Here is a 21,471-nt window from a genome sequence, read left to right as displayed (position 1 = left end):
TGGGCAATCCGTCAAGTATATCGAAGATATGGCCACTTACATCCGGCAAGGTCGACTTATCCCAAAGGTTCTCCACAAATGCTGTGGACAGCTCGAGCAATCCCCGGTCTCAGGCCGCTTGGCAAAGGGAGCTTCGACCTGATAAAATTAGAAGAAATGCAACCGGGGGCAGAGCTGGTTTGAGGAGCGCATAAGGCTTTTCGATACCCTAGATACCACCCGGAAAAATCGACTCGAATAAAAGGGGTAACCACCCAGAGAGAAGGGGCCACGTTATACATGCATATTCCTCGGGAATTGACCGAATTTTTCGGCAGCTTTTTCTCCCCTAAAAATGCCAGTGCGCCCAATCGGAATTCCGCCAAAACCGATGAGACTCTTTCGAAGCGACTTTCATCGGCAAAGGTCGACACCTCCGGATCAACGTATGACCGGGTCACTTTTTCCAATGATGCGGTTGCCGCGGCGGGGGCTCTGTCCTTCCCCACCTTACCTAGACAGGATCTGCCCCCCGTTTTGATGCCGGCACCGAATCCCCCCGCCGAAGGAGAACCCGCCCTGACCCGGGAGCTGGCCATGGCCCCTGTCCAGTCCGTTGCCCCAGTGGCAGATGGCGAACAGGCACCCCCTCAACGGGAACCAGCCAGAGCCGAGGACAGAGAAACCCCCGAAACCAGACGACTGGTTCGCAAGGCTTATGGCTTTCCCCAGTCAGCCGAAAATGTTCAGACCCTGCAGTCAGAAAACCGTATCCGAATTCGTGCCTGATTGTGGCAGGAAGCGCTGTGGAAGCGAGGCGGGCGATCCAATATATCTCAGTTTTCCGGTCCATTTTTGAAAATGCGTCTCATTTTGTAGAAAATAAGCTTTTTTCTCTGTCAAGGTTTTGTTAAAGTAGGGCGCCGCCGCATCCTGTAAACAACGGTAGGCACGTGTCGAACTGTGGAGTGCCCAGATCAGCTTACCCAATTCAATGGACATGAGAAAATGCAGGACTCCCTTCGAAGTATCCTTTTGGTAAGCGACAACAAAGCAGAGCGTGAGAAGCTTGCGGTGGTGTTGCGCGACAGAAACGACTGCCTGGTTCTGGAAGCGGACAATCCGGATCAGGCCCTGCAGGTGGTAGGCAGTGAGGATGTCGGAGTCATGCTGACCGACCTCTTTCTCCCCGACAAGGCCGGCATCGATCTTCTGAAAAAGTCCCTACAGGCCAACCCGCAGCTGATCACCCTGGCCGGACTTCCTGAAAATGATCGTGCCTGCCGGGTTGAGGCATTGAAGGCCGGTGCCTTTTTCTGCATTCATACTCCCTACGATCTGGAAGAGGTGGTCATCGCCACCTCCAGAGCCCTGCGGCATAACGACTTTTTGACCGATGGCGAAGAGCGCGGCAGAAAGACTCGAAAAACCGAAGGCTACCATGGCATCATCGGCAATTCCCAGAAGATGCAGAAACTGTTCAAGTGTATCGACCAGGTGGCCAGCGAAGGGAATACGTCGGTCCTGATTCTGGGAGAAAGCGGTACCGGAAAGGAACTGGTGGCCCGCGCCATCCACGCCCACGGGCCGCGCCGGGGAAAAAACTTCGTGCCGGTGAACTGCGCCGCCATTCCTGAAGATCTTCTGGAAAGCGAGCTTTTCGGATATGTGAAAGGAGCCTTCACGGGCGCCAATCAGTCCAAGATGGGCCGCATCCAGTACAGTGAAGGGGGCACCCTGTTCCTGGATGAAATTGGCGACATGAAACCCAGCCTCCAGGCCAAGCTTCTTCGGGTGATCCAGGAGCGGGAATTCGAGCCGGTGGGTGGAATCAAGCCGATACCGGTGGATGTAAGAATTGTAGCCGCAACCCACCGCGACCTGGAAAAATGCGTCGCCGAAGGAAAATTCAGGGAAGACCTCTATTACCGGTTGAACGTTGTGCCCCTGAGCGTCCCCCCCTTGAGGGAACGCCGGGAGGACATTCCACTGCTGATCGAACGTTTCGTTGCCATTGCCAACCGCAACCGGAAAAAGGCGTTAAAAGGCTTTTCTCACGAATCGGTTCAGACGCTCATGCGCTACAATTGGCCTGGCAATGTCAGGGAGTTGGAAAACCTCGTCCAGCGGATGGCCATCTTCTGCGGAGGCGCCACCGTGACCGTGGAAGATCTGCCTGAGAACTATCAGGGGGGAGAAGCCACGGGAGGAGCGGAACCGAACATTTCCCTGGAGGGACCGGAAATCAACTTCAGCAGCAGCGGCATCGACTTCAACTCCATGGTCAGCCAGTTCGAAAGCCAGCTGATCCGGCATGCACTGATGCTGACCGGGGGCAACAAGCGGGAGGCAGCCAAACTGCTGAATTTGAAACGCACCACCCTGATTGAAAAGATCAAAAGAAAGAGAGCGGAAAACGAAGAGTTTGTCGAAGTTGAGGATTAAACCCCTCTTGCCCGGCTGTCATTTCAAAAAAGTTTTTGTGGCAGCCGTGGCGAATGCCGTCACTTCTGCCCAAAATGGGCAGAAACCTTTTCCAGAATCTCTTCGCTGGTCGCCGGAAGGAGCAGGATGTCACGGACCCCGTACTTGACCGCCTGCAGGACTTTGGTCCGGGTCCATTGCGAACCCGCCGCAATCAGAGGTACCGATTTGCCGAAAGCCGAACGGATCTTTATGGCCGTGGCAAAGCTCTGGTCCTCGATATTTTCCATGACCAGAAATACGCCCCTGACCTCCGCAACAGTATCCTCGATGACCTCCTTGAAATTCTCCTTTCCTCCCAGCAGCTTCGCCCCCCATCCGTTCGCCTGCAGCACTTCGAGCAGCGACTCGGCACTGCCCTTTGCTTCCGAGACAATCAGGACAACCGCTTTTCCCCCAAGTCCCTGATCGGATTCACCCGCTGCCCCATTATCGGCCGCCCCTTTGGTACGGACCACCGGTCTGACCAAAGATTCCACATCGGCGCCGCCGGCCGCCGGGGGAAGTTCCGAAGGCACGAACATCTCCTCCTCTGCCGGCGGGACCTCCGCCGGTACAGCGCCCATGCCAAGAATCCCGGCAGGAAAAAGAAGGATCAAATCGCCCAACGTCTGGTCATCCAGATTCATCGGGTATGAGGCACAGACATAGTCTCCCGGGGGAAAGGGATCGTCAGATCCGGGATCGACCTTTGCCGTCAGCAAGACCTGGAGATCGATTTTTTTGAAATGAAGCTTTTCCGGGTAGCACTCCTCAAATGCCGCGTTGAGATCCCCGGAGAGAATGTTGGCGATTTCACCGAAGGCATCGGTTTCTTCCTCTCCGAACTCCTCTTTTTTGATCCTCTTTTCCAGTTCGGCCGGCGGCAACATGATCAAGGTCCCGCCCAGCTTTACGGCATCCTTCAATTGACAAAAGACGTAGAGAGAGCCTTCCTTGTCGCCGCTGACAGCCATGCGGGTCAGGACCATTTTTTTCCCGATGCCGGAAAAAAATTCGCTTTTGCTGAGCTGGGAGGTCGTGGGGGAAGAAATGGTGAGCTGGCAGCCCAACAGGCCGCCCAGTTCCGTTTCGATTTTGCAGCCTGCATCCTCCAGGGTGCTGATGATGACTTTTTTGATTTCCATGGTTAACTGTCCGGGTGCAAGCGCAGGAGAACCGATCCTGGTGAGGCGGCGATATTACCATAAATCCATGGCAAAAAATACCCCTGGAACGCCCCTTTCTGGTAAAACAATTCGGGCCAAAGGCTGCAGACGCCTGCCGGCAATCCATAATACAGGGCCGGGTTTCTCCTGGGGGAAAAACCCGGCCCGATGAACAGGATGCATTGAACAAATGGGTTTTTCAGCCCTGGAGATGAAACTCCACGATAAATTCCCCCCCGTCGACGGAGAACGGAACAATGCCGCCCTGGCTTTCCGAGAGGCATTCGATCTCGTATTCGACCCCGTTAACCACGGAAGGAATGGAAAGCTTGTAGTCCTTTCCATCCAGAAGATCGGCTTTGATGCTGCCGGCCACCATGTTCGCCAGTTCTCCGATGGCATCCTTGACATCCTCGTCGATGCTGCTGACTTCCATGCACAAGAAACTGCTGGTGATTTTCAGTGCCGTCTGTTCCGGTATGTGAATCGCCACCATTCCCTTGGAAGGGCCGGCAATTCCGACAATACCGCTGACCGAGTTGCTATGGTGGGCTTTACGGCCAGTCAGGGGGTCTCCGGGAACAGCATCCATCATCAGCATGGTCTGGAAGACTTCCACCGTTGCACTGCAAATGCTTTTGTTTAAATCCACAGAAGGTCTCCTTTTAAAGCAGACTGCCAAGAATTTCCTGGACCTGGTCTGGGGTAAAGGGTTTCTTGATGCTGCCCCGGGCCCCGAGGCTCATGGCCTCATTGAGAATTTCCGATCCGGCTTCGGTGGTGATCATGACCACAGGAATATCCTTGATCTTGCCGTTGACATTTTTCTGCCGCAGAAATTCGATCCCGTCCATATTGGGCATGTTGATATCGCTCAGAATGATGTCGACGGTTTCACCTTCCAGCACCTCGAGGGCCGCCTGGCCGTCGCCGGCTTCGAGTATGGTATCGAATTCCAGCCCGGCCTGGCGCAGAGAGCGGGTAACGATTTTCCTCATGGTGTTGGAATCGTCAATGATCAAAACTTTTTTACTCATGTTTCTGTTCTCCTTCCAATAATGAATTCATGCCGTCTCTAGGGTCTATTCCTGGAAAAACCCGTCTCCGACCAGGGTCAGGGAAAATACGATGTCGTCAACCTGGAATTCCCACTCCTTCATGCTTGAAAAATCTGCTTCCGGCAGCCCAACGCCGTTTTCCGGCAGGCCGAGAGCGTAGGTCTGGTTTTGCGGCAGGTAAGCGGTCATCAACAACCCGCCGATGGTATTGATCAGTTCTCCGAGCATATCCAGGACCATCTTTTCCGAAAGGTCCTGTTCCGGCAGGATGTAGACCGTGGAGGCGATTTTCTGCAGAAGAGGCCTGGGCATCAGCAGATACATCTCCCCCTGGAGCGGATCGTGTATGAGCAGCCGGCAGCTCAGAATCTCTTCCTCCGGATACCTCCTGGCATCCGCCAGATCCTTTCCCACTTCCAGAAAAGTCATGTTTTCCAGGGTGTTGGCAATGGCGCTGTAAACAGCATCACCCAGTCGATCGGACATTGGCTTTTTCCCTTTCAGTTCGTTTTCATAAGCGGCTCGAGAGCCTCCAACAAAGCCGCGGGCGACACCGGCTTGTTCAGTACACCGAAAGCCCCCAGGCTGCAGAGTTCGGTTTCCTTTGCGGGATTGCCAGCACTGGTGATCACCAGTACGGGGAGATCGGTCAGACGGGGACTCCCCTTGACCCATTTCAACAGCGCGGTGCCGTCCATGACCGGCATGTTGAGATCGGTCAACAGCAGATCGGCCGGCTTTTCCTTGACCAGGGACAAAGCTTCCCGACCGTTTTCCGCCTCCAGAATCTCGGCTTCGCCGAAACCGATTATTTCCAGGCAGCGCCGGATAAACATTCGCGCCGTCGCGGAATCATCCGCTATGACGATACGATTCATTCTCAAACCTCCTGTCCGGACCTGATTGTTCCAGATTGCCGATATTCATCATCCGTTTTGATCAAAAAAACCTCAGGGTCCGAAATCTTTCCACCCTTCAGCTGTTGGCCATCGATGCTTCAGCCTGTCTGAATTCTTCGCCGGAATTCAGCAAAATCCTGGCCAGGGTTGTCGAATTGATATCGAAGTAGTCCTGATACCGCCGATCGAGGTGGTACTGCATGCCGTCGCTGCCGGTGGAAAACCCCGCCATCATCGCGATGATATCTCCAAGATGGACGGCATAGACCAGAGGACGAACCTCTTCCTCGGTCTTTTCGGGTTGATGATGGTAACGGATAGCCATCTGCAGAGCCTGGGGCAACTGCCAGTGCCGGCTGATCTCCAGTCCGACATGGGTATGATCCATGCCTGCAAGAACCTGTTCCGCCTCGAGATAATCCCGCACCTCACCCTGATCGATATGCTCCAGGGCCTCCTGGGACGCCCCTTCCCAGAAGGAGGAGAAGACCGATTTGCCGATGTCGTGCAGCAGGCCTGCGGTGAAGGCGAGATCGATTTCCAACTCATGCCGGGCGTGTCTGGCCACTTCGCGGGATGCAATGGCCGCAAAAAGGTCGTGGCGCCACAGATCACCCTGTTGCGCGTGATAACCGACAAGGGTCTTCTGCAGCAGGTCTCCGGCATTCTGTTCAATGGCGATGCTGACCACCGTTCTTTCGCCGAGGTAGCTGAGTGCCCGCTCGATGGAGGTCACCGGTTTGACAAGGCCGTACACCGGGGAGTTGACGATCTTGAGGACGCGCACCGTCAGCGCCGAGTCGAACTTGACGATGCGGACCACATCGTCCAGGTCATGGTCGGGGTCCGCGATGACCTGGAGAAGGTTCAGGGCGTTGGGAGAGAACAGGGGAAGTTTCTCAATCGCCTGCCGGACAGCTTCTTGATCGACGGTCTGTATTTTCATTGACTCTCAAACCTCCCATTGACCCCGGCCGGGGCAGGAAACGACAACCTTCCCGGTGTCGACGGCCACGGTCACCGTCCTGCTGTGATTGCCTCCAACGTCCTCGGCGAGAGGACCCATGCCGAAGGACCAGAGCATTTTCTTGATGGCCAGGACATTGCGCTTGCCGATATTGAAAGTTTCGCTATGGTCCATGATCGAGGCACCTCCAACCAGCTTGACCACCAGGCCTCGGCCGTTGGACGGCGCTCCGCATCGGGTCATCTCCTTCAACAGCAGGGGAACCCCGAGATCGGCGAAATATCCCGGCCGCTCCCTCCCTTTGGCCTCATTGATGCTGGAATCGGGCAACGCCACATGCACCATGCCGACGGTGTGGGTCTTCGGGTCCAGAACGATCACTGCGACGCAGGATCCCAGGGCAAAGGTTTTCACCGTCGAACCGGGGCTGTTGGATGCTCCGTAGTCCCCTATGCCAAGAATAATGTCTTTCATGATATCCGTTTCGATAACAGTTCGATAACAGCTGAAGTCATCTGCTCCAGGGGAACCAGTCGTTCGGCACCGCCTTTTTCAAAAGCCACCTTGGGCATGCCAAAAACGACTGAAGACGCCTCATCCTGAGCCAAAGTACGCGCACCTGATCTGCGCATGGCCAACATGCCGTCCGCACCGTCCGCCCCCATTCCCGTCAGCATCACCCCGAGGGCATTGGCGCCCACATGGCGGGCCACCGAGTGCATCAGCACATCCACCGAAGGGCAGTGTCCGCTGACCGGATCGCCGGGGGTGCATTCGACCAGATAGATCCCCCCCGACCGCACCACCCGCATGTGCTTGCCGCCGGGCCCGATCAAGACGCGACCCGGCATGACGCGATCGCCCGTTTCCGCTTCCTTGACCTCCATGGCGCACAGCTGGTTGAGGCGATCGGCAAACATTTTGGTAAAACCGGCGGGCATGTGCTGCACAATGACCACCCCCGGCATGGCCACCGGAAAATCGACCAGCATCTTGCGAATGGCCTCCGTGCCGCCGGTGGAGGCGCCTATGGCGATCACCTTGTCCGTCGACTCGGCCAGAGCCCGCACCGGAGCGGCCTTTGTCGGCCCGGCCGCAACCGGTCTCTTCCCCTTCCAGTGCGAAACGTTGGCCCGGGAGGTCAACTTCACCTTGGTTCTCAGCTCCTGCAGCATTCCGGTCAGACCGCGGGCGACATCGGTACTCGGTTTGGAGACGAAATCGACGGCCCCGGCGTCCAGGGCTTCCAAAGTAATCTGCTTTCCCCGCTGGGTCAGGGAACTGACCATGAGCACCGGAATCGGATACTGGGGCATAAGGCGCCGCAGGAAATCGACGCCGTCCATGCGGGGCATTTCCACGTCCAGGGTCAGAACGTCCGGTTCGAGTTCGACGATCTTGTCCCGGGCTTCGTAGGGATCGGCAGCCGTGCCGACCACTTCGATGTCAGGATCCATCGCCAGCCCTCTGCTGAGCAACTGCCGAACCAGGGCGGAATCGTCTACAATCAGTACCCGTACTTTACCACCCCTCATGACTGCTCCTTCTGGTAAACGGCGGGCATCACATACTTGAACTGGTTCTGCTGCCGGCCCAGGGTTTCCGAATGGCCGATAAACAGGTAGCCGCCCGGCTGCATGACCTGGTGGAACCTGCTGACCAGTCCGGCGCGGGTCTCGGCGTCGAAATAGATCATGACATTTCGACAGAAGATGATATGAAAGGCCTTTTTGAAGGGAAATTTCTCATTCATCAGATTGAACCGGCGAAACACGGCCTCCTTGAGAAGATCTTCGCGGAACATGTAGTGGCCGCTTCCCTGGGGTCGCAGGTATTTTTTCTTGTAGGATTCCGGCAACAGTGTAATTTTCTCTTCGGGATAGACTCCTGTCTCGGCCTGCTCAAGCACCCGGGAGGAGATGTCGGTGGCCAGAATTCCACAGTTCCAGCGCTTATACTCTTCACCGAAATATTCATGCATCAGCATCAGAAGCATGTAGGCCTCTTCCCCGGTTGAACAGCCGGCGCACCAGACGCGAAGATCGTGATCCTTGGTCTGTCTCAGCCTGTTGGCCACCGTCGGCAGGGCGGTCTCGAGAAAAAAGTCGAAGTGCGCCTTTTCCCGGTTGAAGTAGGTGTGGTTGGTGGAAATGCGGTCCACCAGCTGACTCAGATTCTGTTCGCTTTGATCGTTGAGCAGCGTTTCGTAATAGTCCCTGAATGAGGCATGTCCCGAATGGCGCAGAAGCTTCTGCAAACGCCCTACCAGCAGGGATTTTTTCTGATCGCTCAGGTTGATGCCAAATTTCCTGTGAATCAGGCTGCGCAGCAACCCGAATTCCTCCTCGGTGATGGGCATCAGGGCCGAGTTATCGAGATCGGAAAAACTCATCCGGTCCTCCCCTTTCTTCAGACAGCCTGAGCCGGTGCCGAGCGGGCCCTGCCGGCTCCCTCGGTCAGAGTGGCTACATCCAGGATGAGACAGACCTCGCCATTGCCGAGAATGGTACAGCCCGAAGCGATGTTGACATTGCCCAGATATTCCGACAGCCCCTTGATGACGGTCTGCTGCTGGCCGAGAATCTCGTCCACCAGAAGGCAGATATTATTGTCCTGGTACTCCAGAACGATCAGAACGCCGTCACAGACTTCGGTTGAGGTCGGTTCTTCCTGCAGAATGCGGTAGAGATACTTGATCGGGTAGAATTTTTCCCGGACCCGCACCAGTTGCAGGCCGTCGGGCATGACCGTGATCGCCTCGGGACTGGGTCGGAAGATTTCCTGGATGGCCAGCAGCGGCACGATGCACTTCGCTTCCCCGACCCGAACCAGCATGCCGTCGATGATCGCCAGGGTCAGGGGGATGCGCAGGTCGATGCGGGTCCCCTTGCCGAACCGGCTGGTGACGTCGATCTTGCCCTTGATCTTCTCCAGATTCTGCTTGACCACGTCCATGCCCACGCCACGGCCGGACACATCGGTTACCTTGTCCGCCGTGGAGAAACCGGGCTGGAAAATCAAGTTAAACACCTCCTTGTCGCTCATCTCTTCTCCGGTCCCGGCCACCAATCCCTTGGTGCGGGCCTTGGACAGGATCTTTTCCCGGTTCAGCCCGCGCCCGTCGTCCTCGACGGAGATCCAGACTTCCCCTTCCTGATGGCGGGCAGACAACTTGACCACACCCTTTTCCGGCTTCCCGGCGTCAACCCGCTCATCGGGCATTTCCAGGCCGTGATCCAGCGAGTTGCGCAGGAGGTGCACCAGAGGGTCGGTGATCTGTTCTATCACCGTCTTGTCGACTTCGGTCTCCTGTCCGAAAAGCTGAAGATCGACCTTTTTTCCGGACTTTACAGAAAGGTCGTGAACCAGGCGGATCATCCGCCGGAAAAGACCCGACACGGGGACCATGCGGATAATCATGGCCATTTCCTGAAGATCCCGGACGATTTTGCTCATCTGCTGGGCGGCCTTGTTGAAATTGTCCAGCTCCAGACCTTCCAGGTCAGGGCTGCGCAGCAGCATGTTTTCCGCGATAACCATTTCACCGATGAGGTTGATCAGATCGTCCAGCTTGGCGAGGTCGACACGGATGTCCTGCCGGTTGACCACGGCCTGCTTCTTGTTGCTTTCCTGGCTGGGTGCTGCCGGCCTTGGACCCGTTTCAGGCCGGGGCTCCGAACTCTTCTTCTGGATGTTCAGAGCCTGCTCGATCTGCTCGGGACGGATTGCCCCCTTTTCCACCAGCAACTCGCCCAAAGGCTTGCGCTGCAGGGCAAGAGCCTCCTCGACGGCCCCGGCGTCGGCCAGCCCCTCCTGAACCAGAATCTCACCCAGCAGGAGGGGCTCCCCCCCTCCCTGGGGAGCTTCCATTTCCAGCCGGCTCAAGGCGGCCAGACGCTCCTCGAGGTCGGGAACGTTTCCCCGTCCGCCGGAAGAAATTTCGGCAACGGCGGACCGCAGACCGTCCAGGACGAACAGAAGATTTTCAGCCGGGGAGTCCGACAGGATCCGCCCGCCTGATTTGACGACATCGAGAGCCGTTTCCATCTGGTGGCTGAGCTGCTCCATGGACCGATAGCCGAAAAATCCGCAATTGCCCTTGAAACTATGAACATTGCGGAACAGGGCGGCGATCGATTCGGCATCCGGAGGAGAGCCGTCCCAGGATAGCAGACCCAGCTCGACCTGCTGCAGCAGTTCGTCGGCTTCCTGCACAAACCGTTCGATCATGTCGGGACTGATCAGCATCGCCAGCTCATCCTCGATGACAGGCCGGTTCTCCGCCTTTTCCGGGGCATCCTGCCTGTCCGCACCCTCCGCTGCCGCCCGCTTCAGGGCCTCGGCAGCCAGCCAGGCGAACCGCTCGGCCATTTCATCCGCCGCAGCTCCCATCGATTCGTCGTTGGCTTCCCTCTCCACGCAATCCATGGCCGACCGGGCAAAATCGCAGGCCTGGCAGAGCTGATTGACATGCTCCGGCTCCATACTAATTTTTCCGGCCCGGATCAGATCGAGCAGGCTTTCCGCCTCGTGGGCGACCCTGGAAATATTGTTCAGCTCCAGAAACCCTGCACTGCCTTTCATGGAATGGAACAGCCGGAAGATGGCATTCATGGTCTGGGGATCGCCATTGGTTTGGCGAATGACCGAACAGGCGCGGCATTCCTCCTCGGAGGCCGCCTTTGTGCAGGTCTTGGAGCCCTGCTCCAGATATCCTGTATCGAGCCAGCAGGGCTTGTCAGGAGATTGGCCATGGCGGGGGCACCCGGTATGGGAACATGACAGAAATTCCCAGCAGTCGACTTTTTGACAACTCTGCCCGAGCTCTATGATGGCCGGCTCCAACTGGTCGAGCATATCCCGGCTTTCCTGGAGGAATTCGTTAAGAATTTCAAGTTGTTCAGAGAATACATCGCTGCTCATCAGTCCCTCGCTGAAATTAATTTTTGTGCCCGGATCAATGCATATTCAAGCTTCTGCTCAATGGCGGTTTTCCTCTTGAACCGTATTCGGAAACTGAATCTTTCAAGAACCGGACCAATCCGGCCGCAACCCCTTTCTTCCCGTCTCGCAGGCCAGCGGCAGGTACCGGAATTTCGCCAGGGAGCCGGAGAAAGCCCCCGCATATCTGCGGATTTATTTTGTCCGCCGGTCCTTCCGCAACTGCCCTGTGCGACACTTCTGTACCAACCCGCATGGGACATGCCACACATTTTACAGGTTCACCTGTCATTTCAATGTCTTGTCAAAAATCCGGCCCTATTCGCCCTCCAGATCCGCCACACACTCAAAATAGTCAATTATTTAACCCCTTAGCCCTTGGCACATAATTAGCACCGGTGGCATTCAACAGGTCCCCCGCTTTCGGATGATATTCCATGAACTGTTCGATCAATCACATTTTTCTGACATTTCTGGTTCTCGGCACCCTTCTGCTCCCCGCGCAGGCGGCCGTTTCTCCCCAACTTTTCGCGGTCAGCAAAAAGGATGACCTGGCCGGCACCCAGATCCGTTTCGAATTTTCGGAGGTCCCCGCCTACCGCATGGCCGTTTCAGGACAACGCGTCGACCTCTTTTTTGCCGCGGCGACCGCCAAACCCGACCTTAAACTGCCGCGGGAAGACGGACGCCTTCTGAAGATTCTGGTCGCCCAGTCACGGAATGAGCTGCTCATCTCCCTGCTGCTGCGCCAGGTTCCCGCCCGTGCCGTCACTCTTACCGAAAAAGTTTCCCCCACGGTGCGGCTTGAACTGTTCTGGCAGGAAGGCAACGATGAACGACCCGCCATCGCCTTCCGCATCAGCGGACTGCCGACACGGCAGAAGAATGCCCCCGTCAGTTCCCCGGGAAAGCCCTCCCGATACAGCGGCCGGTGGAAGGAATTTTTCGACTCCTATCAAAACCCTTTCACCATCGATGCACCTTTGATCTTCTCGTTTCCGCCTCTGCCCGCTCTGAACCGTGACCTCCTGCCTTCCGACCTGGCCGGTCTGGCTGACCGGACAGCGGCAGGCGACTGGTCGGGCATTCTGGACGAAACCGGCAGAGTCGGCCCGATCTCGTCTGCGGACCGCTCCACACCCTTTCTTCTCTTGGTCCAGGCCGAGGCACTGATGAAAGAGGCTCGACCGAAAGAAGCCCTCTCCATCCTCGAGAACTTTCCGCCCGGCAGGCTCCCCCGGGAACTCGAGGAGAGAATCGACTACCTGCATGGTCTGGCCCTGGCGAGAACCGGTCAGCCTTACCGGGCTCTGAACCGGCTGAAAAAAGTGGCCGATTCGCCGTCCTCCGGGCTCCGGCTCCATTATCTATTGCTGTTGAGCGAACTGGCTCTGTTCCGCGGCGATTTTCAGCAGGCTCTGGAAATTCTCGACTCTTCCGGGTCGCAATGGCCGGAGCCCCTGGAACCTCTCTACATTCTGCGCTCGGCCGATGCAATGGCCGGTATCGACCAGGACAAAGCGCGTGAAATCTACCGGGAACTGCTGAACAGGAAAAGCTGGCCGAAAAACAAGTCCTATTCACTCCATCGGGCCGCGGGAATTTTTTTCCAGTCAGGCGAGTGGGAACTGGCAGCAAGACTTTACCGGACTTTGCTCCTTCACAATCTTCCCGCTTCCACCCTCGGCCAGACCCAGTTCGCCATCGCTCTCACCGACTACCGTTCTGGAAAGGTGGAGCAGGCGCTGAAAGACATGTCGAAAATCATCAAGGATTTTCCTGACACCGATAGTGCACAAAGGGCCAAGATGAAAATGCTGGACCATGGTGTTCTGGGTGGAGAAGAGTACCAACTGCTGCGAGCTCTGCGAGATTACCAAAGCATAGCCCGAGAGGCAGGCAGCCGGGAACTGCGTGAAGAAGCGGCTTTCAAATACAGCCTGACCCTCTTCCTGAACGGTGACAGAATCCGAACGATTGAGAGCCTTGAGAGTTTCTGCCGCAATTTCGCCGGCGGATCCCTGCGCTCCGAAGCCGATGCATTGCTGGCTGACATCCTTCCGCCATTGATCGAAAGCCTGGTTGCCGAGGGCAAGGACCATCAGGCCGTGGTGCTTGTGGAAAAGTATCGGGACCTGCTGCTCGAGCGCCATGGCCAGTGGTCTTTTCTTCCGGCCCTGGCCGAGGCTTTTACCCGACTCGGACTGTTCGAGCGGGGATGCAGGGTTTATCTCTATCTGTTGGAAAAGGCGGAGAAACGCGCCGAAGCCGACCGCTTCTATCTCCCCCTGGTCAAACTCTATGCCGATCTGGAAGAGGACCAGGAGGTGGAAAAATACAGCCGTCGCTACCTGCTCAAATTCCCGGAAGGAAAAGACCGCAACGCCCATTTCCTGTTCCTTCTCAAATCCCTGCAGAGATTGGACAGGTACAAGGAGGCGGCCGATATGCTCAAGGACCGCAATCGACCGACCGACAACCAGATCGAACTGGTGGCAGAGAGGATTTTCTGGCATCTCGGAGAATACGGCTGGGTGATCAATTGCGCTTCACGCCTGGGGGACTGCGGAAAAGCGATCCCCGCTGAAGGTCTTTTGCTGCAGGCCGAGGCCATGCGCCGAATGGGCCGCGGGTCGAAAGCCCTGCCCCTCTACCAGGTGCTGGCTGCAGACGGGACGTTCAGGGACCAGGCTTCATTTCGCTGTGGTGAAATTTTGCTGGCCGACGGCAGGCGGGACGAGGCTCTTAAGCTTTGGAGGGTACTGGCCGAAAAGGGGAAAGACCCTATCTGGAAAAAAATGGCAGAGGACGCCCTGGAGGCGGCAAAATTCTGACATTCCTGTCTTGACCAATCCCGACCACGAGGTTTCGGTCATACAATTGACAAGGAGGTAAACCAAATGGCTCTCTCAGGAATTTTCGACCGCACCATCGGGGTTCTGCAAAAAGTCCTCGATCTGCGGGTGCGCAATCAGCAGATCATCTCCTCCAACCTTGCCAATATCGATACTCCCGGATATTCCGCCGCCCGACTGACTTTTGAGGAGGACCTGGCTCATGCCCTGAATCAGCCGGTCGTCCAAACCGGCAAGAGACACCCGGACCATTTCGCCATCGGCGGGCAAGAAGTCGAACAAGTGCAGGGACAGGTGCTGCGGGTTTACAGCAAGACCGGTCTCGGGGACGGCAATGGCGTCGATATCGACCAGGAGATGATCGCCCAGGCGGAAAACCAGATCCTTTTCGAAGCGGCCACCCAGATGCTGAACAAAAAACTCGGTCTGCTGAAATACGTGGCTCAGGCCGACCGTTAAACATCTTCAGGTCGGACAGGCGAACTTGGTCCGATCCTTGAATCAGTTCCCATTGCATGCAATTGACGCCGCTTCTGCTGATGTGGCAATTGAAGTCCAAAGGAGATTTTCATGGATATCTTCACCTCCCTGCAGATCAGTTCCTCGGCACTGACCGCCCAGCGAACCCGACTCAACGTTATCAGTTCCAACCTGGCCAACGTCGGTACCACCCGGACTCCCGAAGGGGGCCCCTACCGCAAACGGGATGTGGTTTTCCGAAGCCTGCCCGGCGACTTCGATGGACAACTGAACCAGGCCATGCGAGGCGCGATCAGCGGCGTGGAAGTGACGGAAATACGTCCCAACCCCGCCCCCTTCCGGACTGTTTACGAACCCGGGCACCCCGACGCCGACGAAAATGGCATGGTGGCTCTGCCAAATATTGACACCATGGCCGAAGTCGTCGACATGATGAGCGCCACCCGCAGCTATGAGGCCAATGCCTCGGCCATTCAGGCAGCCAAGCGGATGGCCCTGAAAGCTCTGGAGATCGGCAAATGAGTTTTGACGTCAAAGGACTGATACCCCTCGGCCAGATTCCGGCAGCACCCGGCCCCCGAACCGAAGCGAAAGGGCCCGGCGGATTCGGCGAATTGTTGGAAAAAACCATCAACGAAGTCAACCAGGCCCAGTTGGAATCGGACAAGGCCGTCGAGCAACTGCATTCCGGGCAGGCCAAGAACATTCACGAAACCATGATCGCCCTGGAAAAGGCGGACATCTCCATGCGTCTGGTGGTCCAGATCCGCAACAAGGTCGTTGACGCCTACCAGGAGATCATGCGGATGCAGGTTTGAAAACCAGTTGCTGGTTGCTGGTTGCTCGTGGCTCGTCAGATTTTAGATTTTCTTTTGAAAAACGAGCCACAAGCCACAAGCCACGAGCAACCGATTTTAATGCTTTTAATTACCAGCTACTAGCCACCAGCTACTAGCTACTGTTTTTCAGGAGGTTTTCCCCACCATGGCCAAAGAAGCCAGAGGAAACATCATTCAGACCATCAAGCAGTGGCCACGTTCCCGGCAGATCAGCCTGGCGGTGGTGTCTCTGCTTTCCCTGGCGTTTTTTACCTTGATCGTGTTTCAGGCCAGGCATGCCGATTATCAGCTGCTGTTCGGCAACATGGAGCCGGAGGATGCTTCAACGGTGGTCAACCGGCTCAAGGACCAGAAGATCCCCTATCGTCTGGAAGATGCCGGCAGGGCGATCTACATTCCGGCGGACCGGGTTTATGAGATCCGCCTCGAACTTGCCGGCTCGGGTCTGCCCCAGGGCGGCGGGGTCGGCTTCGAAATCTTCGACAAGCAAAGCTTCGGCATGACCGACTTTGCCCAGAAGATCAATTACCAGCGAGCCCTGCAGGGGGAGCTGGCACGCACCATCACCTCCCTGGCTCCGGTGGAAGCCGCCCGGGTTCATCTCGCCATGGCCGAGAAACGGCTATTCCGTGAACAGCAGGAAAAAACCACTGCCTCGGTCATCGTCAAGCTGATTCCGGGAAGCAACCTGACTGAAAGCCAGATTCAGGGGATCGTCAATTTGGTGTCGGGCAGCGTGGAAGGCCTCGACAGTGAGCAGGTCTCGGTCATCGACTCCAACGGGCGCGTTCTGTCAAGGGCTCCGCAATCGGACCTCAACAGTCCCCTGACCCCGGGTTTGCTGACCTATCAGCAGACTTTCGAAAAACGCCTCGAGCACAGGGCCCAATCACTGCTGGACCGGGCTGTCGGCACCGGCAATTCACTGGTCCAGGTCACCGCTGCCCTCGACTTCTCCCAGCGGGAGGTCATGGAGGAAACCTACGATCCCAACGCCACCGCCATACGCAGCGAACAGATCTCCAACGAAAAGAGCGGCAACAGCATCGCAGGAGGCATCCCGGGGGTGCAATCCAACCTGAAAGGAGCCGAAGGCAGCGCCGGAGCTACCTCCTCCAATCGCACCGAGGAGACCACCAACTACGAAGTCAGCAAGGTGATCAGCAAGCTGGTGGAACCGGTGGGGGCCGTCAAGACCCTGTCCGTGGCTGTACTGGTCGCTGACAAGCTGATTCCGGCGGAGGGCGACGGACAGCCGACCTACGAACCGCGCACCGAAAAGGAACTGGCGGCCATCGAAAAAATGGTGCGCAGCGCACTCGGCCTGCAGGATGAGCGGGGGGACCAGATCGTTGTCATTTCCCGGCCTTTCGAAAAGGATTTCTACGGCATTTCCGACCCGGAAGCCTCTCCCGCAAACAGATTCTATCCCTACATGCCCCTGGTGAAATACGGCCTGCTGTGTGCCGCCGCCCTGATGCTCTATTTCCTCTTTATCCGGCCCCTGCTGCAGACCCTTAAAGGCCAGGGCAAGATGGTGGAGCATTATAAAACTGTCGAGCAGCTCGAATCGGAGCTTTCCGGTCAACCCCTGCAGCTGGAAAGCCCTGATGCCGAAACGATGAAACTGCGCGAGGAGATTTTCAGGACGGAGGACGCACCCGCCCGGATCATCAAGAGTTGGCTCAAGGACAGTTGAGGAGACGATAGATCCCCATGGATATCAGTAAACTTTCCGGTGCGGAAAAGGCCGCAATGCTGTTGATCTGCCTCGGTGAAGAGGCGACCGCCCGCGTCTTCAGCATGCTCAGTGACGACGAGGTTCGTACCATCAGCCGCTGCATGGTCAATATTGATCACATCCCCGCCCAGGTCGGGCGGGAAATCCTGGCCGAATACCAGCGCACCCAGAAAAGCCGGGCCGGTATCTTTGTCCAGGGCAATGAATTCGTCAAAAAAGCCATTGCCAGCAGCGTCGACAAGGAACGGGCGGAAAAACTCATTGAAGAGGTCGGCGGCGAAAAGGAGACCCGGCCCCTCGAAACCATCGCCCTGATGCAGCCGCACATGGTGGCCAGCCTTCTCGAGGAGGAACACCCCCAGACCGTGGCCCTGGTGCTTTCCACCCAGAAAGTGGACCATGCGGCCAAAATTCTCAACCATCTTCCCGAAGAGCGCCGATCCGACATCATGTACCGGATCGCCCGCATCGACCGTGTTTCCCCGGAGATCGTCAACCGCATCGAAGAAGCCCTGCTCAAGGAGATCGGGGTGGTGACACGGCGGGATCAGCAGAAACAGATCGGCGGAATCCCCAAGGTTGTCGACATTATCAATCACATGGGACAGGGCGCCGACCGCAAGATTCTATCGGCTATCGAGGAGGCCGATGCGGAGATGGCCGAAGAGATTCGCAAGAACATGTTCACCTTCGAGGATCTGGCCCTGCTGGACGGCCGTACCCTGCAGAGCATCCTGCGGGAGGTCAACAACGATCAATTGACCCTGGCTCTCAAATCGGCCTCCGACAACCTGAAGGAAGTCATATTCCAGAATATTTCCAGCCGCGCGGCGGAAATGATTCAGGACGACCTTGAAGCCATGGGTCCCGTCAAACTGTCCGAAGTCGAGACGATGCAGCAGACGATTGTCAAAATCGCCCTGAAGCTGGAAGAGGAGGAAAAGATCTTCATCCCGGGTCGCGGAGGTAATGATGCACTTGTCTAAGGTCTTCCGCATCAACAATGACGAAGCTCTGAAAAAGGTTCGCTTCCGCGAATTCGGCAGCAACGGGGAACTGATTGACGACGGGCTCGAAATCGTGCAGGAAGGGTTCCGCGAAACCCGTCCCGCCGCCGTGGCCGGGAATCCTCCCCCCGCCCTTCAGGAGAACCAACGGCAACCCGTCGGGCCGCCTGCGGACTTCGAAAAAAAGGTGGAAGCCGCCTACCTGCAGGGGAAGGAGGCGGGTCGCGAGGAAGCCATTGAACATTTCGAGAAAACACTGGAGATGTTCGCCCAGGGCATCGAAGAGATCAGCCGTCTGCGCAGAACCCTCCTGCAGAACAGTACCCATGACATGCTTCGCCTGGTCCTGTCCATTTCCCGCCAGGTCATCCATGCCGAAATCTCGATCAATCGGGAGGTGATTCTGACCACGGTCAGCAAGGCTTTGAGTGCTGCCGTGCGCTCCGACAGCTATCGGATCAAGGTCAATCCCGAGGAGCTGGAACTGGTCAACGAAAAAAAACCTCTCTTTATGGCAAGCATCAACGGACTGAAAAACATCATCTTCGAGGGCGATCCTCTTATCGAGCGGGGAGGCTGTCTGGTGGAATCCGAGTTCGGCGAGGTCGATGCAACCATTGAAGGGCAGCTGGACGAAATCCGCCGCACCCTGCTCGGCGTCATGGAGCAGTAATGGAAAGATTCCTGCAGTGTGTCGACAATCTGAACCCTCTGCAGATCAGCGGCAAGGTCACCAAAATCGTCGGGCTGGTCGTGGAAGGCTACTGTCCCACCGCGGCCATCGGCAGTTTGTGCGAACTGGCACCCCTGTCCGGCGGAGCCGCCGTCCCCGCCGAAGTGGTCGGTTTTCGCGATGGTCGTGCCCTGCTCATGCCCCTGGGAGAACTGCGCGGACTCGGCCCCGGAAGTCTGATCCGGGTGGTGCGTGACAGCGCCTCTCTCGCTGTCGGACCGGAAATGCTCGGGAGGGTGATCGACGCCATGGGACAACCGATCGACGGTCTGCCGATCGAGGCCTCCAAAAGTGAAATGCCTCTCTACGCCCTGCCGGCCGGCCCCATGGCCCGCAAAAACATCGATCGCCCTCTCGATCTGGGGATCCGGGCCATCAACGGCCTGCTGACCTGCGGCACCGGCCAGCGCATGGGCATCATGGCCGGTTCCGGGGTCGGTAAAAGCGTGCTGCTCGGCATGGTGGCGAAAAACACCCGCGCGGACATCAACGTCATCGCCCTGATCGGCGAGAGGGGACGGGAAGTGCGCGAATTCATCGAGCGCGATCTCGGCGAGGAAGGGCTCTCCCGCTCGGTTGTGGTGGTGGCCACCTCTGATCAGTCCCCCCTGTTGCGGATGCGCGGCGCCTTTGTCGCCACCACCATCGCCGAATATTTCTGCCGCCAGGGGAAAAACGTCATGCTGATGATGGACTCGGTCACCCGATTCGCCATGGCCATGCGGGAAGTGGGTCTGGCCATCGGTGAACCGCCCACCACCAAAGGCTACACCCCCTCGGTCTTCGCCACCCTGCCCAAACTGCTCGAAAGGGCAGGCAGCTTCAAGGGGGCCGGCAGCATCACGGGGCTCTATACCGTGCTGGTCGAAGGGGACGACATGAACGAACCGGTCGCCGACTCGGTCCGGTCGATTCTGGACGGTCATATCGTTCTCTCCCGCAAGCTGGCCGCCGCCAACCATTACCCCTGCATCGACATACTCACCTCGGCCAGCCGTGTCATGCGCGACATCGTCTCCTCCGAACATCTCGAGCAGGCCGGCAAGATCCGGGAGATCCTCGCCACCTATCGGGAAGCCGAAGACTTGATCAACATCGGCGCCTACAGCTCTGGCAGCAATGCCAGAATCGACCATGCCCTGTCCAAGATCGAAGCCGTCAACCATTTCCTGCGCCAGGGTATGAAGGAGGCTTTCAACCTGGAGACGACATGGAAGCAGTTGGAAGCATTAGTACCGTAACGTGTAATGCGGAAATCAGAATTGGTTTTACCCCTCACGCCTCACGCCTAACGGATTCAGACGGAGTTCCTCATGCCCAAGCCCTTCAAACTGGAGACGGTTCTCAACCACAGGCAGCGCCTTGAGGAGATGGCGGTGCAAAAACTGGCTGAGGCGATCAACAAGGAAAAAATTCTGCTGTCGAAGCTGGTGGAGCAGGAAAAATTTCTCAACCTTCAGATTGAGGAACTCACCGAGCGCCAGACGACCGGAATTTCCGTTCACGAACTGCAGGTTTACCGCCTCAGCATCCAGCGGCAGCAAAGTCAGCTCCAGGGTCTGCGCAACCAGGCCGAGCAGTTCGCCAAAGAAGTCGAGAACCGTCGCAGACAGCTGGCGGAAGCCTGCCGTAAAAAAAAACTTCTGGAAAAACTCAAGGAAAAGCACCTCGACGAGCAGACCTTCCTGGACAATCTGAAGGAGTCTGCTCAGCTCGATGAAATTGCCCTCAGAACCGGGATGACTGACCTATGAAAAAACATTTTTGCCGGCCTGATCTCATTCTCCTGATCCTGATTTTCTTCTCCTCGGTTCTTCCGCCTCATGCGGCGGGAGAACCGGAGAGTGTCGAGGAACGTCGGATTAAAACCTCCATCCAGCAGGAATTGAACCGTCTTCGCCGCAAGGAGGAAATGTTGAATCGCCGCGAAATGGAGCTAAAGACCCTGCAGCAGGAGGTCGATAAGAAGATCGAGGAATTGAAGACGGCCCGAGTCGAAATCAGTGCGCTGCTGGAACGAAAGAAGGAAATAGAGACGGAGAAAACCAGGGAATTGGGCAAAATGTACGAAAAGATGGAACCGGCCAGTGCGGCCGGGCTGCTGACCACCCTGGAAAAACAGTTGGCAGTCGCCATCCTGGAAAGCATGACTCCCAAAAAGGCCGGCAAGATCCTTGACAATATGGATCGTGAAACGGCTGCGACTCTGAGCACTTCCTATTCCAAACTGCAGTAACCGGTTTTTTCCCGCCTTGAACCTTCTTCAGGGAGCCTGTCGGACGCGGGGAATCAAAGTCGGGCAGGGTTCTCGGAAGAAATACCAATCAGAAAGGAGGTGAA

General features: G+C 56.9%; 22 protein-coding genes. 12 read left to right on the top strand and 10 right to left on the bottom strand.

Features of this window, described 5'->3' with window-relative positions:
- Positions 1–279: 279 nt before the first annotated feature.
- Positions 280–768: a hypothetical protein gene (locus tag R2940_03430; protein MEZ4598825.1), complete on the top strand. Its 489-nt coding sequence runs from the start codon at positions 280–282 to the stop codon at positions 766–768.
- Between the two features lie 246 nt (positions 769–1,014).
- Entirely contained in the window at positions 1,015–2,424 is a 1,410-nt protein-coding gene (locus R2940_03425; GenBank protein ID MEZ4598824.1) for a sigma-54 dependent transcriptional regulator, read from the top strand.
- Between the two features lie 59 nt (positions 2,425–2,483).
- On the opposite strand, the gene R2940_03420 is transcribed toward R2940_03425, so the two are convergent.
- The 10 genes from R2940_03420 to R2940_03375 form a co-directional block, all read right to left on the bottom strand.
- Positions 2,484–3,590 carry a hypothetical protein gene (locus R2940_03420; GenBank protein ID MEZ4598823.1) on the bottom strand — a complete coding sequence of 369 codons (1,107 nt, stop codon included), beginning with the start codon at positions 3,588–3,590 and terminating at the stop codon, positions 2,484–2,486.
- 220 nt (positions 3,591–3,810) lie between these two features.
- Positions 3,811–4,263 carry a chemotaxis protein CheX gene (locus R2940_03415; GenBank protein MEZ4598822.1) on the bottom strand — a complete coding sequence of 151 codons (453 nt, stop codon included), beginning with the start codon at positions 4,261–4,263 and terminating at the stop codon, positions 3,811–3,813.
- Between the two features lie 13 nt (positions 4,264–4,276).
- Positions 4,277–4,648, bottom strand: a complete 372-nt coding sequence (locus tag R2940_03410) for a response regulator (GenBank protein MEZ4598821.1) — start codon at positions 4,646–4,648, stop codon at positions 4,277–4,279.
- Positions 4,649–4,693: 45 nt separating this feature from the next.
- The gene (locus R2940_03405) at positions 4,694–5,155 is read right to left on the bottom strand and encodes a chemotaxis protein CheX (protein MEZ4598820.1); all 462 of its coding nucleotides are present in this window, start codon (positions 5,153–5,155) and stop codon (positions 4,694–4,696) included.
- 14 nt (positions 5,156–5,169) lie between these two features.
- A complete protein-coding gene (locus R2940_03400) occupies positions 5,170–5,547 on the bottom strand; it encodes a response regulator (GenBank protein MEZ4598819.1) in 378 nt (125 codons plus the stop codon).
- Positions 5,548–5,644: 97 nt separating this feature from the next.
- Positions 5,645–6,514: an HDOD domain-containing protein gene (locus R2940_03395; GenBank protein MEZ4598818.1), complete on the bottom strand. Its 870-nt coding sequence runs from the start codon at positions 6,512–6,514 to the stop codon at positions 5,645–5,647.
- 6 nt (positions 6,515–6,520) lie between these two features.
- Positions 6,521–7,009 (bottom strand): chemotaxis protein CheD, encoded by a 489-nt coding sequence (locus R2940_03390; GenBank protein MEZ4598817.1) that lies wholly within the window; start codon positions 7,007–7,009, stop codon positions 6,521–6,523.
- Complete coding sequence (locus R2940_03385; GenBank protein ID MEZ4598816.1) at positions 7,006–8,070, bottom strand: chemotaxis response regulator protein-glutamate methylesterase; 1,065 nt, start codon at positions 8,068–8,070, stop codon at positions 7,006–7,008. Before R2940_03385 ends, R2940_03390 begins: the two co-directional genes overlap by 4 nt.
- Entirely contained in the window at positions 8,067–8,927 is an 861-nt protein-coding gene (locus R2940_03380) for a protein-glutamate O-methyltransferase CheR (protein ID MEZ4598815.1), read from the bottom strand. The genes R2940_03385 and R2940_03380 overlap by 4 nt, the downstream gene beginning before the upstream one ends.
- A 17-nt stretch (positions 8,928–8,944) precedes the next feature.
- Complete coding sequence (locus R2940_03375; protein MEZ4598814.1) at positions 8,945–11,458, bottom strand: chemotaxis protein CheA; 2,514 nt, start codon at positions 11,456–11,458, stop codon at positions 8,945–8,947.
- Positions 11,459–11,913: 455 nt separating this feature from the next.
- On the opposite strand from R2940_03375, the gene R2940_03370 reads away from it, so the two are divergent.
- From R2940_03370 to R2940_03325, 10 genes are all read left to right on the top strand, one after another.
- Entirely contained in the window at positions 11,914–14,310 is a 2,397-nt protein-coding gene (locus tag R2940_03370; GenBank protein MEZ4598813.1) for a tetratricopeptide repeat protein, read from the top strand.
- A 66-nt stretch (positions 14,311–14,376) separates the two neighbouring features.
- Positions 14,377–14,790, top strand: a complete 414-nt coding sequence (gene flgB / locus R2940_03365; protein MEZ4598812.1) for a flagellar basal body rod protein FlgB — start codon at positions 14,377–14,379, stop codon at positions 14,788–14,790.
- A gap of 111 nt (positions 14,791–14,901) precedes the next feature.
- On the top strand, positions 14,902–15,333 hold the full coding sequence (gene flgC, locus R2940_03360; GenBank protein ID MEZ4598811.1) for a flagellar basal body rod protein FlgC: 432 nt from the start codon (positions 14,902–14,904) through the stop codon (positions 15,331–15,333).
- Positions 15,330–15,629: a flagellar hook-basal body complex protein FliE gene (fliE, locus tag R2940_03355; protein ID MEZ4598810.1), complete on the top strand. Its 300-nt coding sequence runs from the start codon at positions 15,330–15,332 to the stop codon at positions 15,627–15,629. The genes flgC and fliE overlap by 4 nt, the downstream gene beginning before the upstream one ends.
- Before the next feature lie 166 nt (positions 15,630–15,795).
- Positions 15,796–17,349: a flagellar basal-body MS-ring/collar protein FliF gene (gene fliF / locus R2940_03350; protein ID MEZ4598809.1), complete on the top strand. Its 1,554-nt coding sequence runs from the start codon at positions 15,796–15,798 to the stop codon at positions 17,347–17,349.
- A 17-nt stretch (positions 17,350–17,366) separates the two neighbouring features.
- Complete coding sequence (gene fliG, locus R2940_03345; GenBank protein ID MEZ4598808.1) at positions 17,367–18,377, top strand: flagellar motor switch protein FliG; 1,011 nt, start codon at positions 17,367–17,369, stop codon at positions 18,375–18,377.
- Positions 18,370–19,071: a flagellar assembly protein FliH gene (locus R2940_03340; GenBank protein ID MEZ4598807.1), complete on the top strand. Its 702-nt coding sequence runs from the start codon at positions 18,370–18,372 to the stop codon at positions 19,069–19,071. The genes fliG and R2940_03340 overlap by 8 nt, the downstream gene beginning before the upstream one ends.
- On the top strand, positions 19,071–20,372 hold the full coding sequence (gene fliI / locus R2940_03335) for a flagellar protein export ATPase FliI (GenBank protein MEZ4598806.1): 1,302 nt from the start codon (positions 19,071–19,073) through the stop codon (positions 20,370–20,372). Before R2940_03340 ends, fliI begins: the two co-directional genes overlap by 1 nt.
- A 72-nt stretch (positions 20,373–20,444) precedes the next feature.
- Positions 20,445–20,885: a flagellar export protein FliJ gene (gene fliJ, locus R2940_03330; GenBank protein MEZ4598805.1), complete on the top strand. Its 441-nt coding sequence runs from the start codon at positions 20,445–20,447 to the stop codon at positions 20,883–20,885.
- Positions 20,882–21,367, top strand: coding sequence for a hypothetical protein (locus R2940_03325; protein ID MEZ4598804.1), 486 nt, complete (start codon positions 20,882–20,884; stop codon positions 21,365–21,367). The genes fliJ and R2940_03325 overlap by 4 nt, the downstream gene beginning before the upstream one ends.
- The last annotated feature ends 104 nt before the right edge of the window (positions 21,368–21,471 follow it).

The organism is Syntrophotaleaceae bacterium, from assembly GCA_041390365.1.
Lineage (GTDB): Bacteria > Desulfobacterota > Desulfuromonadia > Desulfuromonadales > Syntrophotaleaceae > JAWKQB01.
This window is presented reverse-complemented; position numbering and strand designations above follow the sequence as displayed.

Bases quoted from the DNA above. Each gene is read 5' to 3' on its own strand.
- fliI (MEZ4598806.1), top strand. From the start codon at position 19,071: ATGGAAAGATTCCTGCAGTGTGTCGACAATCTGAACCCTCTGCAGATC.
- R2940_03405 (MEZ4598820.1), bottom strand. From the start codon at position 5,155: ATGTCCGATCGACTGGGTGATGCTGTTTACAGCGCCATTGCCAACACC.
- R2940_03325 (MEZ4598804.1), top strand. From the start codon at position 20,882: ATGAAAAAACATTTTTGCCGGCCTGATCTCATTCTCCTGATCCTGATT.
- R2940_03420 (MEZ4598823.1), bottom strand. From the start codon at position 3,590: ATGGAAATCAAAAAAGTCATCATCAGCACCCTGGAGGATGCAGGCTGC.
- fliE (MEZ4598810.1), top strand. From the start codon at position 15,330: ATGAGTTTTGACGTCAAAGGACTGATACCCCTCGGCCAGATTCCGGCA.
- R2940_03380 (MEZ4598815.1), bottom strand. From the start codon at position 8,927: ATGAGTTTTTCCGATCTCGATAACTCGGCCCTGATGCCCATCACCGAG.
- R2940_03395 (MEZ4598818.1), bottom strand. From the start codon at position 6,514: ATGAAAATACAGACCGTCGATCAAGAAGCTGTCCGGCAGGCGATTGAG.
- R2940_03375 (MEZ4598814.1), bottom strand. From the start codon at position 11,458: ATGAGCAGCGATGTATTCTCTGAACAACTTGAAATTCTTAACGAATTC.
- fliJ (MEZ4598805.1), top strand. From the start codon at position 20,445: ATGCCCAAGCCCTTCAAACTGGAGACGGTTCTCAACCACAGGCAGCGC.
- R2940_03400 (MEZ4598819.1), bottom strand. From the start codon at position 5,547: ATGAATCGTATCGTCATAGCGGATGATTCCGCGACGGCGCGAATGTTT.
- fliG (MEZ4598808.1), top strand. From the start codon at position 17,367: ATGGATATCAGTAAACTTTCCGGTGCGGAAAAGGCCGCAATGCTGTTG.
- fliF (MEZ4598809.1), top strand. From the start codon at position 15,796: ATGGCCAAAGAAGCCAGAGGAAACATCATTCAGACCATCAAGCAGTGG.
- R2940_03390 (MEZ4598817.1), bottom strand. From the start codon at position 7,009: ATGAAAGACATTATTCTTGGCATAGGGGACTACGGAGCATCCAACAGC.
- flgB (MEZ4598812.1), top strand. From the start codon at position 14,377: ATGGCTCTCTCAGGAATTTTCGACCGCACCATCGGGGTTCTGCAAAAA.
- R2940_03385 (MEZ4598816.1), bottom strand. From the start codon at position 8,070: ATGAGGGGTGGTAAAGTACGGGTACTGATTGTAGACGATTCCGCCCTG.
- flgC (MEZ4598811.1), top strand. From the start codon at position 14,902: ATGGATATCTTCACCTCCCTGCAGATCAGTTCCTCGGCACTGACCGCC.
- R2940_03410 (MEZ4598821.1), bottom strand. From the start codon at position 4,648: ATGAGTAAAAAAGTTTTGATCATTGACGATTCCAACACCATGAGGAAA.
- R2940_03430 (MEZ4598825.1), top strand. From the start codon at position 280: ATGCATATTCCTCGGGAATTGACCGAATTTTTCGGCAGCTTTTTCTCC.
- R2940_03370 (MEZ4598813.1), top strand. From the start codon at position 11,914: ATGAACTGTTCGATCAATCACATTTTTCTGACATTTCTGGTTCTCGGC.